The sequence below is a fragment of the Streptosporangium vulgare genome, assembly GCF_042428775.1.
In the GTDB taxonomy this organism is placed as follows: domain Bacteria; phylum Actinomycetota; class Actinomycetes; order Streptosporangiales; family Streptosporangiaceae; genus Streptosporangium; species Streptosporangium vulgare.
This window is the reverse complement of record NZ_JBHMBS010000012.1, coordinates 237,618-254,964: the sequence shown is the minus strand read 5'-3', so window position 1 is coordinate 254,964 and position 17,347 is coordinate 237,618. Positions and strand designations below refer to the sequence as shown.

Annotated in this window: 11 protein-coding genes; 5 read left to right on the top strand and 6 right to left on the bottom strand. The window is 72.2% G+C overall.

What is annotated here, in order from left to right; genetic code table 11:
- Positions 1-387: 387 nt before the first annotated feature.
- The gene (locus ACFFRH_RS25405) at positions 388-3,213 is read left to right on the top strand and encodes a cation-translocating P-type ATPase (protein ID WP_386160000.1); all 2,826 of its coding nucleotides are present in this window, start codon (positions 388-390) and stop codon (positions 3,211-3,213) included.
- On the opposite strand, the gene ACFFRH_RS25400 is transcribed toward ACFFRH_RS25405, so the two are convergent.
- From ACFFRH_RS25400 to ACFFRH_RS25375, 6 genes are all read right to left on the bottom strand, one after another.
- Positions 3,152-6,256 carry a coiled-coil domain-containing protein gene (locus ACFFRH_RS25400; protein ID WP_386159998.1) on the bottom strand — a complete coding sequence of 1,035 codons (3,105 nt, stop codon included), beginning with the start codon at positions 6,254-6,256 and terminating at the stop codon, positions 3,152-3,154. The genes ACFFRH_RS25405 and ACFFRH_RS25400 overlap by 62 nt on opposite strands.
- Positions 6,257-6,825: 569 nt before the next feature.
- The gene (locus ACFFRH_RS25395; RefSeq protein ID WP_386159996.1) at positions 6,826-8,289 is read right to left on the bottom strand and encodes a hypothetical protein; all 1,464 of its coding nucleotides are present in this window, start codon (positions 8,287-8,289) and stop codon (positions 6,826-6,828) included.
- A complete protein-coding gene (locus ACFFRH_RS25390) occupies positions 8,279-9,496 on the bottom strand; it encodes a hypothetical protein (RefSeq protein WP_344748575.1) in 1,218 nt (405 codons plus the stop codon). The genes ACFFRH_RS25395 and ACFFRH_RS25390 overlap by 11 nt, the downstream gene beginning before the upstream one ends.
- A gap of 149 nt (positions 9,497-9,645) precedes the next feature.
- Positions 9,646-11,343, bottom strand: coding sequence for a SulP family inorganic anion transporter (locus tag ACFFRH_RS25385; RefSeq protein ID WP_386159993.1), 1,698 nt, complete (start codon positions 11,341-11,343; stop codon positions 9,646-9,648).
- The gene (locus ACFFRH_RS25380) at positions 11,340-11,681 is read right to left on the bottom strand and encodes an ArsR/SmtB family transcription factor (RefSeq protein ID WP_344748576.1); all 342 of its coding nucleotides are present in this window, start codon (positions 11,679-11,681) and stop codon (positions 11,340-11,342) included. The genes ACFFRH_RS25385 and ACFFRH_RS25380 overlap by 4 nt, the downstream gene beginning before the upstream one ends.
- Positions 11,681-11,878, bottom strand: a complete 198-nt coding sequence (locus tag ACFFRH_RS25375; protein ID WP_344748577.1) for a hypothetical protein — start codon at positions 11,876-11,878, stop codon at positions 11,681-11,683. Before ACFFRH_RS25375 ends, ACFFRH_RS25380 begins: the two co-directional genes overlap by 1 nt.
- Before the next feature lie 367 nt (positions 11,879-12,245).
- Between ACFFRH_RS25375 and ACFFRH_RS25370 the strand changes: the two genes are divergently transcribed.
- The 4 genes from ACFFRH_RS25370 (at position 12,246) to ACFFRH_RS25355 (ending at position 17,334) form a co-directional block, all read left to right on the top strand.
- The gene (locus ACFFRH_RS25370; RefSeq protein ID WP_344748578.1) at positions 12,246-13,100 is read left to right on the top strand and encodes a helix-turn-helix domain-containing protein; all 855 of its coding nucleotides are present in this window, start codon (positions 12,246-12,248) and stop codon (positions 13,098-13,100) included.
- 98 nt (positions 13,101-13,198) lie between these two features.
- Positions 13,199-13,582, top strand: coding sequence for a hypothetical protein (locus ACFFRH_RS25365; RefSeq protein WP_344748580.1), 384 nt, complete (start codon positions 13,199-13,201; stop codon positions 13,580-13,582).
- A 408-nt stretch (positions 13,583-13,990) separates the two neighbouring features.
- Entirely contained in the window at positions 13,991-14,647 is a 657-nt protein-coding gene (locus ACFFRH_RS25360; RefSeq protein ID WP_344748582.1) for a response regulator transcription factor, read from the top strand.
- Positions 14,648-15,669: 1,022 nt separating this feature from the next.
- Entirely contained in the window at positions 15,670-17,334 is a 1,665-nt protein-coding gene (locus ACFFRH_RS25355; RefSeq protein ID WP_386160110.1) for a glycoside hydrolase family 27 protein, read from the top strand.
- Positions 17,335-17,347 lie beyond the last annotated feature (13 nt).

The window sequence follows — 17,347 nt, the reverse complement described above, 5'->3', positions numbered from 1 at the left end:
AGGGCATGCGGCCACTTTGCTTCGCGGAAGGGTGGTTTCCTGAAGAAAAATGGTTCGTGGCTGGTCTATGGTGACGCTGACGCGATGATCGCGACGGGCTGAAACCCCGTGGTCAGGTCAGGTGAGGCCGAGATCGGCGTGTCGAACAGTGGCTCTCCCCCGAGCCGGCGATACGGGCTGTGACGTTCGCGAGGGGGTGCGGTTGATGACTTTGTCGCTCGTGGTGCGGCGTCAGCCCGCCACCGGGGACATCGTCTGGATCACCGTTGTGGTCGTGACCGGCGTCGCGGTCGCGTCGGCGCTGTGCCGGCCGGTGTGGTCCGGCGCGGCGCGGTGGGCTCGCGGCCGCATCCGTCGCCGGTCTGATGACGGCCGGGGGTGTGATCGATGAGCCAGGTGGAGCAGCCGCCGCAGGGGCAGGTGTTTGATCCGACCGAGCGCCTCGAGTTGCTGCTGCGTGATCTGAACAGCGCCCGGCCTGGTCTGTCCTCGCGAGAGGCGGCGCGGCGACTGGTCCACTACGGCCCCAATGAGCTTCGCCGCCGCGGGGGTCGGCAGTGGCCACGGGAACTGGTGCGGCAGTTCACCCATCCACTGGCGTTGCTGCTGTGGGCGGCCGCTGGTCTGGCATGGGTGGCGGGCATCATCCCGGTGGCGGTGGCGATCGTGGTGGTGATCCTCGTGAACGCCGCGTTCGCGTTCGCTCAGGAGGTGCAGGCCGAGCGCGCGGTCGAGGCGCTGGCGGCGTACTTGCCGGTCCGGGCGAAGGTGCTGCGCGACGGACTGCCGCAGGTGGTGCCCGCCGCCGAGCTGGTGCCCGGCGATGTGCTGGTGATCGAGGAGGGGGACCAGATCTCGGCGGACGCCCGGTTGATCGAGGGCGGCATCGAGATCGATCTGTCGATGCTGACCGGCGAGGCGATGCCGGTGTTTCGCTCCGCGGACCTGGTGGACGCCAAGGTGGGCCTGCTACAGGCTCGCGATCTGGTGTTCTCCGGGACGATGTGCACCGAGGGGCAGGCGCGGGCGGTGGTGTTCGCCACCGGGATGCGGACCGAGCTGGGGCGGATCGCGGCGCTGTCGGAACGCCTCCAGCGAGAGGAGAGCCCGCTGGAGCGGCAGGTCCGCAAAGTGGCGTGGCTGATCGCGGCGATCGCGGTGGCCACCGGGGCGGCCTTCATCCCGGTGGCCACCTTCGGCGCGCACCTGCCGATACCCGAGGCGGTGGTGTTCGCGGTGGGGTTGCTGGTGGGCAACGTGCCGGAGGGTCTGCTACCGGTGATCACGTTGGCGCTGGCGTTGGGCGTGCGAGACCTGGTGCGGCGCGGAGCGGTGGTCAAGCGGCTGAGCGCGGTGGAGACGCTGGGGGCGACGGGGGTGATCTGCACCGACAAGACCGGCACGCTGACCGAGAACCGCATGCGCGTCACCATGGTCTGGACCGCCGCCGGGACCTATGAGGTCGAGGACGGCCTCGTGGCCGGGACTGTGCGGCGGCGCGATCCGGCGCTTGAGGGACTGGCCTCGGTGATGGTGGCGTGCAACAACGTTCAGCGCGGCGCCGCCGGAACCCTGACGGGCGATCCGACCGAAGTGGCGATGCTCCAGGCCGTCGACCACCTGGGGACATCCCTCGACGCGGCCGGCCGATCCGGCAGGCGGCTGCGCCTGTTTCACTTCGATCCGGTGCTGAAGCGGATGTCGACCGTCGACGAACGCGACGGCGGGGCGTGGGTGGACACCAAGGGAGCTCCCGAGACGGTTCTGCCGCACTGCGCCGCGATCATGGAGGGTGCGGGCGAGGTCCGGCCTCTCACCCCGGCACGGCGCCGCGAGATCGAACAGGTCGTGGACGCCCACGCCCGCCGAGGGCTGCGGGTGCTCGCTCTGGCCGCACGCCGTCTCGATCCCGCACAGCCCGCGCCCCAGCGGCGTGAGGACGCCGAACGCGAGCTGACCCTGCTGGGTCTGGTGGCCATGTACGATCCCCCGCGCCCCGAGGTCGCCGAGGCGGTCGCGCACTGCCATGCCGCCGGTATCCGCATCATCGTGGTCACCGGTGACCACGCCCTGACCGCGGCGGCGATCGCCCAGCAGGTCGGCATCACAGGCGAGCACCCAGCCGTCGTCACCGGTGAGCAGCTCGACCGGATGAACGAGCGCGACCTCGACGCGCTGCTGCGCGAGCACCGCCAACTGATCTTCGCGCGCAGCTCACCCGAGGCCAAGCTACGGATCGCCGATGCGCTGCGCGCCGAGGGGTACGTGGTGGCGATGACCGGCGACGGGGTCAACGACGCGCCCGCACTGCGTCGCGCCGACATCGGCGTGGCCATGGGCCGCTCCGGCACCGATGTGGCCCGTGAGGCCTCCACCGTGGTGCTGACCGACGACAACTTCGCCACCATCGTCGCCGCGGTCAGATCAGGCCGGCAGGTTTATGACAACATCCGCAAGTTCATCTGCTACATCTTCGCCCACACCACCCCCGAGGTCGTCCCGTTCCTGGTGTTCGCCCTGGCCGGTGGCGCCGTCCCGCTCCCGCTCACGGTGATGCAACTGCTCGCGTTCGACGTCGGTACCGAAACTCTGCCCGCGCTGGCGCTCGGTCGCGAACCCGCCGAACCGGGCCTCATGCGGCGCCCGCCACGCGAGCGTTCCGAAGGCGTGATCCGCGCCGCGATGCTGGTGCGCGCCTGGCTGTTCCTCGGCGTGATCTGCGCGGTGTTGTCCATGGCGGGATTCTTCTACGTGCTCCTGCGGGCCGGCTGGCATCCAGGCGATCCGACCGGCCCCGGCAGCCTGCTGCACCACGCCTACCGGCAGGCCACCACCATGACCTTCCTCGGCATGCTCACCGGCCAGATCGGCACCGCGTTCGCCGCCCGCACCGAACGCGCCTCCCTGCGCTCGGTCGGCATCACCTCCAACCCCCTGCTGCTGTGGGGCATCGCCTTCGAACTGGCCCTGGCCGCCGTGCTCATCTACACGCCGCCGTTCCAGACGCTGCTGGGCACGGCCGCCCTGACGGCGGACATGCTGGCCTTCGTCGCCCCGTTCCCGTTGATCGTGTGGGGCGCCGACGAGGTCCGCCGCTGGCTGCTACGCCGCCGAGATGCCCAGCCCTCGACCCCGGCCGACGACACCCCGCCTACCGGCTCACCGCGGAGGACAGGGCGCGCACCCGTTCGGCGTGCAGGTCGTGGCCGATGACGACCGGCGGCTCGTTGTACGGCATGGCGTCGGAGGAACGGCGCAGCTTGACGTACTGCCCGCAGGCGTCGACGGCGTAGGGCTCCATGTCGTCCTGGAGGGCGCCGATCACCGTGATCCCGTACGTCTCGCCGATCCTGCGGAACAGCGCCACCGCCTCCCTGCGGTGCTCCTTGCCGAGGTTGCGGCCCAGCTCGTCGAGGACCAGGCACAGGTGCCCGCCGCCCGAGGACGCGATCGCCGCCGCGCAGACGAGCTTCACCGCCTTCTCGTCCATCAGTGCGGTGTTGGCCCGCCGGTTGTACGGCACGAACCCCTGCCCCTCGCCCCTGCGCCACTTGGGCGTCACCCGCCACGCCCAGCGCTGCTCGGGGTCGGCGGGCGCGGGCGGGACGGGGAACTCCAGCGTCGCGCCGTAACCGCCGTAGGAGGTGTCGAGCTTGTCGAACTCCTCGGCCACCCGGGTCAGCCGCGCCCTGATCGCGGCGGTCAGCGCGGCCCGGTGCACGGCGGTGGACTGGGCCGCCTCCTCGGCGCCCCTGGCGGCGGCCGTCAGGTCGCGCTGCCGGGTGACGATCTGCGTCTCGATCTGGCGGCGCCGGTGCCGCTCGTACTCCTCCTGGCCGCGCAGGTAGGACGCGAGCGCCGAGCACACGCCGGGGAACGTCGCCTGCTCGCGGGCGGTACGCCCGGCACCCGGCGCGGTCCGTTCCCTGACCAGGAAACGCAGCTCCTCGGGCATCTCCTCGTCCTCGCCGGGGAAGGTGTCGCGCAGCGCCTCGTCCAGGCGGCGCTCGGCGGCCCGCCACCACTCCTCGGACGTCAGCGGGCGCTCCTGCTCGTCCAGGGCACCCAGCCATTCGCGGGCTCCGTCGACGGTGCCGCCCCAGTCACCGGCGAGCGCCTCCAGCCCGAGCGCGTCGCGGTCGGCGGCGATCCTCGCCGCCTGCTCCGCGGCCTGGTCGCGGTCGGACTCGTGCCGGGCCCTGCGGCCCTCCAGCCGCTCGATCTCCATGCTTCTCGTACGGGCCCGGAAGTCCAGGCCGCTCGCCCGGCGCTCGGCCTCGTCCACCTTCGGCGCGATTCCGGCCAGCGCCTCGGACAGCTCGGTGAGCGCGCCCCGCCGCTCGGCCAGCCGGCGCTCGATGTCGGCCAGCTGCACGGACGCCTTCGCCCCCTCAAGCCTCCTGCCCGCCTCGGCCACGGCGTCCTCCGCGGCCCGTACGACGGCCGCCGCGCTCTCCTGGGTGTCACGTGCCCGGTGCAGGCGCTGCTCGGCCGCCTTGATGCGGGCCTCCCTGCCGGTGACCGCGACCTCGAACGATCCCACGACGGTGACCCCCGCCGCGCTGACCAGCACCGATCCGGGCAGTGCGCCCAGGGCCCGCGCCGCGGCCTCCAGGTCGGCCGCGTCGACGATCACCGCGTGCTCGTGCGGCCACCCGCGAGCTCCCAGCGCGGGCGCGGCCTGGCCGTCTCGGCGTGGCGCGGCCTCGTCGTCGCGGGCCTGCTCGGCGACGTCGATCGCGTCGAGCAGGCCGGTCGCCCCGACACCCGCCTCGGCGAGCGCGTTGAGCTGGGCCGCCGCCGGGCCGCCCTCGGCGTCGTCCAGCGCGGCCCTCGCCCCCTCGGCCTCCCGGTCGGCCACGCCCAGCGCCTTCAGCGCCTCGTTCAGCCGCGTCCTCGCCTCGGCCAGCTCGGCGCCCGCCGTCGCCACGTCGCGCCCGTCGGCCAGGCGGCGCTGCTCCTCAAGGCCGGGAATCCAGCCGCGCAGCTCGTCGACCGAGTTCTCCGCCACCGCCCGGTCGGCGTCCAGCTTCGCCGCGCGTGCCTGCAGGGTGGTCAGCTCCCTGCGGGCCTCGGCCAGCCCGCGCTCCAGGGTGTCGTCCTTGAGCGTGGCGATCTCGGCCCTGACCTCGGCGATCGCCTCTGTGGCGCGGTCGCCCGCCGCGCGGACCCGCTCCAGCTCGGCCGCGAGCGCGTCGTCCCGCTGCCCGGCGTCGGCCAGCCTGCGCGCCAGCCGCCCCCGCCAGCAGCGCAGCGCGTCGGCCAGCCGGACACGGGCCCGGTCACGCCTGTCGAAGGTCTCCAGGAGCGTACGCGACTCGCCCTCGAACTCCCGGAGCAGCTCCATGGCCCGCGTCGCCCGCACCCGCCTGGCGTGCTCGTCGCGACGGGCCTCCCGCTCCTGGTCGAGCTCGGAGTCCAGGCCGGTCAGCGCGGCGATCGCCTCGAAGACCCGTTCGGGGGAGATCTCGTTGAGCGGCTGGGAGAGCAGGTTGGTGGCGACCTTGCTCCGTACCGAGGTCGACAGGAACGACACGCACCTGACGCGGTCGCCGTACAGGAACCTGGTCAGGTCGCGCGCCACCACGTCGCGGCGTCCCGCCGAGCGGGGCAGCGCCGCCCACAGCTCGTCGGCCCGCGCCACCCGCTCCGCCTCCGAGGCCGCCACCGCCAGGTGCACCCCCGGGATCCACCTGATCTCCAGATGCGGGGCCTCCTGGTTGACCCGCAACCACACGGTCACCGCGTCGGCCAGGGAGGCGTTGTCGAGGGAACCGGTTTCCGCGGAGGCCGTGTCCGAAGAGTCGCTGGGAGAGTCGCCGTCCACGGGGACGGTGCCGGCGGGACCAGTGGAGACAGAGCCGGTGGGGATGGAGCCGGTGGGGACGGAGCCGGTGTACGCGGGATCGGCCGGCGCGAAGACGCCGACGATGTAGCCGTGGTCGGCGCTGGCCCACGTCCGGCCACCTCCGCCCGCCGCGAGCTCGGCGTTGAACAGCAGCTCCGCGACGGATTTCGCCCCCGAGGCGAAACGCCACTGCTCGTCTCCGAGCAGTGCGGTGATCATCGCGATGAACGACGACTTGCCCGCGCCGTTGGAATCCTTGGGCCCCGCGCCCGCGACCACGATCAGCGTGCCCGGTACGGTCGGCACCGGGTGGGTCGAGAGCCGGGAGATGTTGACCGGCTGCACGGCGATCAGCACCCGGTCGCCCACCACGTTCTCGCTCGGGGCGGTGGCGCGGGTCGCCTCCACGGGGACCAGGGTCGCCTGCGTCCCGCCCGGGTTCCCGGCGGTCTCGGAACCCCCGGTGCCTCCGCTCCGGGCGCTCTTCGCCCGGACGTCCCCGGCGCGAGGGGCTCCGGTGGCCTTGGCCGGGGAGGCTTTCCCGGCTCCGGTCCCAGTTCCGGCCCCGTCCCCGGTCCCAGCTCCGGCTCCGGTCCTGATCTCGGCCTCAGCTCTGGTCTCAGCTCTGGCCCCGGTCCCGGCCTTAGCTCCGGCTCCGGTCCTCCTGATCCTGGCCTCAGCTCCGGCCCCGGTCCCGGCCTCGGCTCCGGCCGTGCCGGCGCGGTTCTCCGCAGCTCCGGCTCGGCTTCCGCGCGAGCTCCTCGCGGCCTGGTTCCGCTGGTCGGTCAACCCCGTCGTTCCCTTCTTCCGTCCTGCTTCCGGCGCGTGAAGTGCCGGGTCTCCGATATCCCGTCCGGGGCTAGGCTCATCGCGAGGCCCCGGGGTCGGTTCGTCGTGAGCGACGGCGGCCTCGTGGCCGCTCGCCGCCGGGGTCTCCGGCGCTCCGTCGTCGTGAGGAGCGGTCCTTCCCGGCCCGCTCACCGCCGACCGGCCCGTACGGCCGCCGCCAGCGGGGTGTGCGGTCCCGCCGCGAGGATCAACTCCTCCTGCAGGCGACGCCTGGCCTGCGGGGTCAGCCGGTGGAACTGCGGCCCCGGCACGTAACCCCCGGCCTCCTCGCCCGCCTTCACCTGGGTCACCAGCCCCGCGTGGCGCAGGACGCGCAGCGCGGCGTCCAGCTCGCCGATCGGCAGCCTGGTGTGCCGCCGGAGCTCGTCGACCTGGGCGGGGAACGTCGAGAGCCAGCTGTCGGCGGGCAGCAGGCCGTCGGCCCGCGGGATCGCCACCGAGTGAATCAGCACGAGCACCAGAACCGCCCGCTCGGACTCACCCAGAGCCGAACCCACGCCCGAGCCCGGGGCCGAACCCACTCCCGAGGCCGCGCCCATGCCCACTCCCGGCCCCGCCTCCGAGGCCGCGCCCGTCGTCCCCGGGGCCGTCTCCGCTCCCGAACCCGAGGTCGAACCTGAACCCGATCCGGAGGGCGCACCCCCTCCCGCGAGCGTCCAGGTCGCGTAGCCCGACGTCCATGTGTCGCGGTCGTGGACGAGGACCCGGCCGCGGCGCTCCAGCATCTCGGCGAGCGCGCGGCGCAGCACCGGGTCGCGCAGCGCGGGGAAACGGGCCTCGTGCACCGGCTCGGCCGCGTGCTCCACCGCCATGAAGGCCGCCACGACCTCGGCCCTGCGCCGCTCGTCGAACGGGCCGAGCAGGTCCTCGTCCACCTCCTCGGGAACCGTGACACCGGCCCCCGCCTCCGCGTCGTCAGGGACGCCCTCGCTGACCGGGAGCACCTCCAGGCCACCCGGGACCTCCTCGCCGGAGGGCAGGCGGCGCATCAGCTCCCGCAGCTGGGCGTGCGACGCGGCGGGCCAGGAGGCGCACCGGGGGCCGAGCCGTACGAGACCGCCGGTGACCTCCAGCCAGGCCGAGTCGTGCAGGCGGCGCAGCGCGCCGACCGCCCAGTTGCGCATGAGGTCGTCGCCGCGCCCGATCAGCGCCCGGTACGTCGACAGCACATCGTCCACCGTGGCCGTGCCGCCGGGCCAGGGGTCGGCGGACAGGTCGGTCCAGCAGCACCGCAGCGCCGCGGCCAGCACCCGCCGGGTCTCCCCGGATCGTTCCACCGCCATCGGCGCGACCTGGTACTCCTCCAGGAGCGACGGGGTCGCCCCGTCGGGCCAGACGGGCAATGCCAGGCCCGTCCCGTCGCCGCGGCCCAGCCGGGCCATCCCGGTGGGAGCCGCCTCTCCGGCCCCGAGCGGGAGAGGACCGCCCGCCCTGGCACGGACGTGCGCCGTCACCTGCTCGTGCACCGTCACCCGCTCGTACGTCTTCACCTGCTCGTGCGTCTTCACCTGCTCGTACGTCGCCCCTGCCGTCACCGCGCGCTCGTGTGCCGGAGCCGTCGCGGCCGGTGCGTGTCGCGGATCAGCCGGCACCGCCGGTCCTTTCGAGGTGGCCGTGGGAGAGCCAGGCGGGCTCGCCGCCGGGGTCGGCGGTGAGGCCGTCGGACCAGCGCAGCCGATAGGGGGAGTCGGGACGCAGGTCGGCGGAGACGAGGTCGGCGAGCAGGCGGCGGGCGGAGACCCACTCGCCGTCGGCGGTGAGCAGCTCCTCCAGCCGGGCGGTGGAGCGCCCGGCGAGCGCGGCCTCGGCCACGGCGGTCAGGTGGCCGAGCCCGTCGGTGCCGGGCTCGTGGGTGTCGGCGGGACCCGGGTCGGGCAGGGCCGAGCGCGGGGGAGTGGGCTGGGCCGGTGCCGGGCGAGGGCTCTCGTCCACGGCCCTGACGATCGCCGCCGGGTCGTGCCAGGGGGCGGGGGCGTCGAAGACGAACCCGTCGAGCACCGAGGCGAGGCGCTCCCTGCTCGCGGTCTGCGCGAAGGTGCGCCAGGTCTCCGCGGGGAGCAGCGTCAGGTTCCTCGTCGTGCCCGCCGAGTCGGCCAGGCGCCCGGCGGCGCGGCGCGAGGCGTCGCTGTAGGAGTAGATCGAGGCGCGCAGCTCGGTGCAGGTGCGGTCGAGGTCGGGCCAGCGGGTGAGGATGGTGGCGTGCAGGCTCTGCGCCCGCCGGGCGATCTCCTCGGTGCCCCACAGCTTGGGCGCCTGCTCGCGCAGCTCCTCGATGGTGCCGCCGGTCAGTGTGATCAGCTCCAGCGCCCACAGCCGGAAGGCGCGCGACAGGTTCTGCGCGCTGACGCGGGCCTCCTCCATCGTCGTGCGGGGGTCGGCCACGTTGAGGTCCTCGAGCGCGAGCAGGCGGTGCATCTCCGACTGGCCGCCGTCGTCCATCATCCGGCGGATGAACATCAGCCCCACCACGCTGGTGAACGACGCGCGGTAGCGGAGCTGGTTGGGCTTGGGGAACACCTCGCGGATCGCGCCGAGACCGCGCAGGACCCGGAGCCGGTTCTCGAACCGGTCGAGCGGGTAGGCCCGGCAGACGTGGCGCATCTGCTCGTGGGTCAGCCACTCCTCGCCCGCCTCGGCGAACGCCGCGAACAGCGTCTCGGCGATGTCGACCAGCGCCGGGTCGTCCACCACCGCGCCGCTGTCGCGGGCGAGCGCCGCGAACATGCGGCGGTAGGTCGAGAGCACGGCCTCCTCGGTGAGGGCCGAGTCGAGCGTGATCTCGTGGTTCGTCTCTGGCACGCGCCCTACCGTAAGGCTTGCGCCCGACAATCCTGACCCGGACCGCCGGGAAGTGCCTCACGAAGAGATGAGGCCGGACACGGGCCGCCCCGGTTCGGCGCCGGTGGCACGCTCGGGCCTCCCGCGGTCGTGACCGCTCGGGTCCGACGTCAGGAGGTGGTGGTCGCGGGTAGGACTCCGGCCTGCCGGAGCCGGTCACGGGCGGCCTCGATGGCCTCGGGGGTGGTGGCGAAGACACGGCCGGCCCGGTCGAGGTGGGCGATGACGCCGAGGGCGCGCAGAGGCTGGTGGTGGCCCTGGCGGATACCGGAGACATAGACGGTGATGCCACGGCGTTGCAGTCGCTCTATGGCGTCGCCGAGGACGAGGGCGCCGCTGGCGTCGATGGTGGTGACGCGGGACATGCGCAGGATCACCACGGAGACGACGGCGATCTCGGACAGCTCCAGCAGGAAACGGTGGGCCGCGGCGAAGAACAGCGGCCCGTCCAGGCGGTAGGCGACGATGTGTTCGGCGAGCAGGGCGTGTTCCTGCTCGCCGTGGTCGCCGGGCAGCTCGGGGCGGATCGGCGTCACGTCCAGGCGGACGTCACGTGCGATGGAGCGCAACGCCAGCGCACCGGCCACGATCAGGCCGAGGATGACGGCCTGGACCAGGTCGAGCGCCAAGGTGGCGATCGCCGTCAGCACCAGGACGACGGCGTCGCCGCGGGTGGAGCGGATCATGGCTTTGACCGAGCCGACCTCCACCATCCGCACCGAGGTGGCCAGCAGCACACCGGCCAGCGCGGCGAGCGGGATCCGGGAGACCAGGTCGGCGGCGAGGAGCACGATCACGGTCAGGATGCCCGCGTGGGCCAGCGCGGCCAGCCGTGACTGGGCGCCGGAGCGGACGTTGACCGCGGTGCGGGCGATGGCGCCGGTGGCCGGGACGCCGCCGAACAGCGGGACGACGAGGTTGGCCAGGCCCTGGCCGAACAGTTCCCGGTCGGGGTCGTGCCTGTGGTTGACGCTCATGCCGTCGGCCACGGCGGCCGACAGCAGCGACTCCAGCGCGGCCAGGGCCGCGACCGCGACCGCCGGGGCGAGCAGCGAGCTCAGCGCGCCCACGTCCATGAAGGCCATGGAGGGAGCGGGCAACCCGGCGGGCAGGTCCCCGATGCGCGCCACCGGCGGATCGACCAGCTGCGTCAGCAGGGTGGCGGCGGTCACGGCGAGGAGGGAGAAGGGTACGGCGGGCCGCCATCGCGCGCCCAGCAGCATCACCGCGGCCACCGTCAGGGCGATGGCCGGGGCCCACCACAGCGGCCGGAGGAGGAAGTCCCGCGCGGCCTGCCAGGCCACGGCAAGGATCTTGTCCCCCTCGGGGGTCGGTACGCCCAGAGCGGCCGGAACCTGCTGCAGCCCGATCACGCAGGCGATGCCGATGGTGAAGCCCTCCACCACGGGGGCCGGCACCAGGGCCATGTACTTGCCCGCGCGGCCCAGCGCCAGCGCGATCAACAGCAGCCCGGCCAGCACACCGACCATCAGCACACCGGAGGCGCCGTGAGCATGCATGATCGGCACCAGCACCACGGTCATCGCCCCGGTCGGGCCGGACACCTGCAGGCTCGAACCGCCGAACAGCGCCGCCAGAATCCCGGCGACCACCGCGGTGGCCAGGCCCGCCGCGGCGCCCATGCCCGAGGAAATGCCGAACCCCAGCGCCAGCGGCAACGCCACGATCGCCACCGTGAGCCCGGCCAGCAGGTCACGGCGGGGACGGCGACCCATCGCGGCCAACTCCCCGCCCTCGGGCAGCACGCTGCGCAGGCGGGCCCAGCCCGAGGAGAGCAAGGGGATCACGGGGCGCCGGTCTCGGTCTTGATCAGTTCGCTCAGCAGCTCGCTCTGCCCGGTGAGCAGCTGTGTCAACAGCCTGCGCGCCGCCCGCAGCAACTCCGCCACGTCACCGCCGGCCAGAGCGTAGACCACGGTGGAACCGTCACGGTGCGCGGTGACCATCCCCGAACGGCGCAGCACGGCCAGATGCTGCGACAGTCCCGTCGGCTCCACCTCGATGGCCGCCAGCAGGTCCCGCACCGGCATCGGCCCCTCCTGCAGCAGCTCCAGCACCCGGATCCGGACAGGGTGGCCCAGCAGCCGGAACAGCTCCGCCTTGGCCTCGTACAGCGGAACCGACATCACGGAGCGGTCCTGTCCGGCCCGGCCTCACCCGCGCCGATCGGCACACCGTGCGTACGGGCCAGTCGCGTCACATGCTCCCACTCCGCTTCGGCCGTCATCAGCTCGTAGGTGTCATCGCCGTGGCGGGCCGCCTCCAGCACCGCGGCCGCCCGGCGTGCCCTCTCCCTGACCGTGGTGGCGAAAGATCCGTTCACGGCACACTCCTGACCTCGGTCTCGTCCGACGGCACCATCATGTAATGAATTACGTAAGTTCGCAATTCATGGAAACGTAGACGGGCATCGCCGGGCGCGCGGTCACGGTCCCGCCGTCTCGCCGACCTGCCCTGGTTCGCCGTCCGGGCCGGTCCGTGCCCGCCACCGGCCCACCCGGCCGGGGCGGGGCCCGCCGGTGGCATCGCCGGGTGAAAGCGGGCCGGGAACGGGAAACGTGGGCGGACGGGAGAACGTGATGGGAGCGCGCCCACGATTCTCCGGCAACTATTCGCAACATTTGAGACAGATCGCAACAAGCGTCGTACTGTCGGAGAACCAACCCCCCCGCGGTGACAGGGTGATGGAGATGGCGACCTCCACAGCACGCATCGACGAGGCCAAAGGCATTCTCGCCGCCAGGCTCAGGGCGCTCCGCGCCGACGCCGGGCTGACAGGGCGAGCGCTGGCGGCGAAGACCGGCCTGGACCACACCAAGATCTCCAAGATCGAGAACGCGGTCCAGATGCCCAACCAGGCGGACATCCGTACGTGGTGCGAGGCCTGCGACGCGGACGAGCAGGTGGTCGACCTCATCGCGGCCGCCCAGAACATCGACGCGATGTACACCGACTGGCGCCGCCTGGAGGAGAGCGGCCTCGGCCACGTCCAGCGCTCCTTCCAGCCGCTGTACGACAAGACCCACCAGTTCCGCGTCTGGCAGCATTCGGCCGTCCCCGGCCTGCTCCAGACCGGTGACTACGCCCGGGGGCACCTGCGCGCCATCATCGACTTCCGCGGCATCCCGGACGACATCGACGCCGCGGTCGCGGCGAGGCTGAGACAGCAGGAGATCCTGCGCAACGGGAGCAAGCGGTTCGCGTTCATCGTCGGGGAGCAGGCGCTCCGCATGCCGCTGGTCGGCCCCGAGCAGATGGTCGCCCAGCTCGACCGGCTGGCGGAGCTGACCTCCGGCACCGCGAACGTGTCCTTCGGCATCGTCTCCGCGAGGATCAGGCCGCCGCTCATGCCGCCGGAGAACTTCTGGATATACGACGCCAACCGGGTCCGCGTCGACACCGTGCCCGGCCAGATCCAGCACAAGGCCCCGAGCGACGTGGTCGTGTACGAGAAGGCGTTCCGGGCGCTGAGCGGTGCCGCGGTGTACGGGAAGGAGGCCCGTGAGCTGCTGCGGGCCGCGGCCGGCGAGTTCCGCGCGAGGTGACGCCGAGAAGGGGTGCCTCGCGGCTTCGCGAGGAGTGAACGCGCAACATCACGCAACATCGTTGAGGCGGCCGTCCAAAGATCCCTACCCTCGCCAGCGTGACCGTTGATCACAGAACCCCCGAAGACCTCGCGCCTCCTCCCGCCGAACTCCGGGCCCGTGAACTGGCGGCCCTGCTGGCCCGATCCCACAACATCCCGGCCGACGTCCATCGCCTGCCGTCCGGAAAGATCGTCATCTCTGTTTACTACGGCCTGGTCGCTCGCCTGGACGACGCGTGCCGCTTCTGGTGGATCGTCCCGATCTCCGCGGACCGGGACCGGCCGCTGTGGACGAGCGCCGCCACCCCGGTCGCGGCGGCGATCCGGATAGCCGGGCACTACCGGGAACTGCGCGCCCGCCCGCTGGCCCACCTGATACACGGCGGTTACCTGCTGACCGACGTCCTGATGGAACACCACGAGGCCGCCGCCCCGCTTTGACAGCTCTCCCCCTGGTTTGACAGTGCTTGCCGAGCTTGTCTGGATTCGATAGCATCCGCCGCGATTGCCCCGGTTACGGAACGCAGCCGGAACCGCCTCCCCGGCGCCCGCCCCCGGCGGCCGGTGAACACGAGGCCGGTCACTCCGGAGGGAGCGTCCCGCGGCCCGTCGTGACCGATGCTCGCGGCCGATCCGGCCGCCTCGCACGGGTCGCGGGCGCCTTTCGTGAAGGTGCCCGCCGATCACCGGCTTTCATCGGGCGCGCGGTGAAGTCTCCGACCTGCGCGAATCGCGGCTCGATGCCCCGTGTTTCGTGTTTAACTCGGACTTGCGGTAGTCACCCGACTTCCTTGGGTAGTGTCCCCGGGCCAGATGAGAGTGCGCGGTGCAGCAAGGGGGAGACGATTCATGATCAGTGTCCTGATCGCCGAGGACATGCATCTCGTCCGAGGGGCAATGGTCGCCCTGCTCTCCACGGAGAGTGACATCAAGGTCGTCGCCGAGGTCGGTCACGGCGACGAGGTGGTCCCCTCCTGCCTGCTCCACCAGCCGGACGTCGCGCTCATCGACATCGGCCTGCCCGGCACCGACGGTCTCACCGCGACGGCGGAGGTGCACCGCAGGCTTCCCGAGTGCGGGACGGTGATCCTGACCGGGCTCGCGACCCCGGCCGCGCTGCGCCGGGCGCTGGACGCCGGAGCGCGCGGCTTCGTCGTCAAGGACGCCCCGGCGGGCCAGCTCGCGGGCTGCGTACGCCGGGTGGCCGCCGGTGAGCGGGTCGTCGACCCCGAACTGGCCGTCGCCGCCCTCAACGCGAAGAGAAACCCGCTCACCGCGCGCGAGCTGGAGGTCCTGGAGGCCGCGGCCGAGGGGGCGCCGGTCGGAGAGATCGCCGACCGTCTCTGCCTGTCCGGTGGCACGGTACGCAACTACCTGGCGCGGATCCTCAACAAGGTCGACGCCCGCACGCGCGTCGAGGCGGTCAGGATCGCCAGGGAGGCGGGCTGGCTGTGGTCCCACGACCTGTCGGAACCGATCCTGAGCCGCTACCGCTCGCTCAACTGACCGCTCGCTCCTCCCCGCCCCGGCGCCGTCATCGGTGCTCACCCGACCTCCGCCGGGGAGATCGGGCGGCACCCGGCCGGCTGGCAGGTCCGGGCGCGGTCCGGTGGCGGAGAACGTCTTCGCCCGTGCCGGAACGCAGGCCCGGCGACGGTCTGGCGACGGTCTCCCGAGATGTCGGCGACCGATCCCGCGCACATGCGGGACGGGTCGTGACGCCTGTGGTCCGAGCTCTCCGTTTCGCCGGTGAAGCCCTGGTGCGGTCAGGTTTTCCGTCAACGAGCCGGGAGGCGCTTCAAATCTCTTGTTAGCGCTAACAGAATTTTGGCGCGGATTTCTCCTCTTCGAATGGTCGCTCGGTGGTGGTGCAGCGGAGCAAACACGACCCGGCGAGGTCCCGTCAAGGGGCCCGGCCTGCCGATTCCATCGGGCACAAACCCGCCATGGCCTGTCTCATGCGCTCTCACCAGGGAGTGGCGCATTTTATGTCAAGCGATTGACGACGTAATTTTCGCCGGACGACGGGCGGGGGCGTCATTGGCGGTAAGTGCGTTCTCGCCGAACTGGTCGAACCGATTCGCCGGAAGTCTTGACACGTTTCGATCAGGTTTTCACACTGAGATCGCAAACGGCTTTCCCCGCCGGGTCGGTGGTGGAGGGCGGGGGCCGTTGCCCGTGACGCCGACGGCGCCCTCGGTGGTGCCGCGATCCGGCCATGGGCCGTGCCCGTCGATCGTCCGGCTGCCTTCGCGCACCTCCGTTCCTCGGATCCGCAGTGACGGCTCAGGTACGGGGCGAAGAGGGCATCCCGGCACGGCGAGGCTCGCCCGCACCGGAGCGGCCGATCGGATGTGCCGCCACGGGGTCGCCCCGACCACCCGTTCCGGAATCCGGTCGTGCCCGGCGCGCGACTCCCCTACCCGCAGGAGATACGAATGCGACCAGGCAGACCTGTGCGAACACGACCCGTCGTCCATCCGGCCACCTCCGGTTCGTCACCGATCCGGAGGGCGGTACGGCTGGTGATGTCCGTGCAGATGGTGATTTTCGCGATGCTCGCGGGGGGATGGGTCTCGATGGACGACGCGAAGGCCGAGGCGCGAACGGCCGTCCGAGCTCCCGCGCCCGTCGAGCTGGCGCCGACGCCTCCGATGGGCTGGGCGTCCTGGAACACGTTCGCCGCTCAGATCAACTACAACGTGATCAAGGCCCAGGTGGACGCGATGGTGTCCTCCGGGATGAAGGACGCCGGCTATCAGTACGTCAACATCGACGAGGGCTGGTGGCAGGGTACGCGGGACAGCGCGGGCAACATCACGGTCGACACGGCCGAATGGCCGGGCGGGATGAAGGCGATCGCCGACTACATCCACAGCAAGGGCCTGAAGGCCGGAATCTACACCGACGCCGGCCGCGACGGATGCGGCTACTACTACCCGACCGGGCGACCGGCCGCTCCGAACAGCGGCAGCGAGGGCCACTACGACCAGGACTTCCTGCAGTTCTCCCGGTGGGGTTTCGACTTCGTCAAGGTCGACTGGTGCGGGGGGAGCGCCGAGGGTCTCAACCCCCGCACCACCTACCAGGCGATCAGTGACGCGATCGCCCGGGCCACGGCGCAGACCGGGCGGCCGATGGTCCTGTCCGTCTGCAACTGGGGTGTCCAGAGCCCCTGGGACTGGGCGCCCGGCATGTCCACCATGTGGCGCACCAGCGGTGACATCATCTACTGGGGGCAGTCCGCGTCGATGGACCGTGTGCTGGCGAACTTCGACTCCGCCCAGCACCCGTCCGCCCAGAGCCCCGGCCACTACAACGACCCCGACATGCTGGTGGTGGGCATGGCCGGGTTCTCGGCCTCGCAGAACCGCACCCACATGGGCCTGTGGGCCGTCTCGGGGGCGCCGTTGCTGGCCGGCAACAAGCTCACCGACATGAGTGCCGAGACCAGGGCGATCCTGACCAACCGGGAGGTGCTGGCCGTCAACCAGGACCCGCTCGCGCGGCAGGGCGTGAAGGTGGCCGAGGACCAGACCGGACGCCAGGTGTACGGCAAGGTGTTGTCGGGCACCGGCCGCCGGGCCGTGCTCCTGCTCAACCGGACCACCTCGGCGGCGTCCATCACGGCCCGCCTCTCGGACCTGGGGCTCACCGGTACGGTGACCGTGCGCAGTCCGTGGACCGGGGCCGACATCGGCACCTTCTCCGGCGCCTACACGGCCACCGTACCCGCCCGTGAGGCCGTCCTCGTCACCATGACCGCGAGCGAGGCCACCCCGACTCCCACGCCCTCGCCGTCCTCCGGCACCGGTGCGATCCGGGGCGTGGGGTCGGGCAGGTGTGTCGACGTGTCCGGAGCCTCGCAGGCCAACGGTGCCCAGGTGCAGCTCTGGGACTGCAACGGGCAGGCGAACCAGCGGTGGACGCCGACCGCCGCCGGCGAGCTGCGGGTCTACGGAGGCAAGTGCCTGGACGTGTACAACCGGGGCACCACGGACGGCGCCCAGGTGGTCATCTGGGACTGCAACGGCCAGGACAACCAGCGGTGGCGGCTCAACTCCGACGGCACCATCACCGCCGTGGGCGCGAACAAGTGCCTGGACGCGTCCAGCAACGGCACCGCCAACGGCACCAGGCTCACCATCTGGACGTGCAACGGCGGGTCCAACCAGCGCTGGACCCGCACCTGAACACCCGCTGACG

Coding starts and splice junctions, on each gene's coding strand:
- ACFFRH_RS25405 (WP_386160000.1), top strand. CDS start 388: ATGAGCCAGGTGGAGCAGCCGCCGCAGGGGCAGGTGTTTGATCCGACC.
- ACFFRH_RS25380 (WP_344748576.1), bottom strand. CDS start 11,681: ATGTCGGTTCCGCTGTACGAGGCCAAGGCGGAGCTGTTCCGGCTGCTG.
- ACFFRH_RS25370 (WP_344748578.1), top strand. CDS start 12,246: ATGGCGACCTCCACAGCACGCATCGACGAGGCCAAAGGCATTCTCGCC.
- ACFFRH_RS25360 (WP_344748582.1), top strand. CDS start 13,991: ATGATCAGTGTCCTGATCGCCGAGGACATGCATCTCGTCCGAGGGGCA.
- ACFFRH_RS25355 (WP_386160110.1), top strand. CDS start 15,670: ATGTCCGTGCAGATGGTGATTTTCGCGATGCTCGCGGGGGGATGGGTC.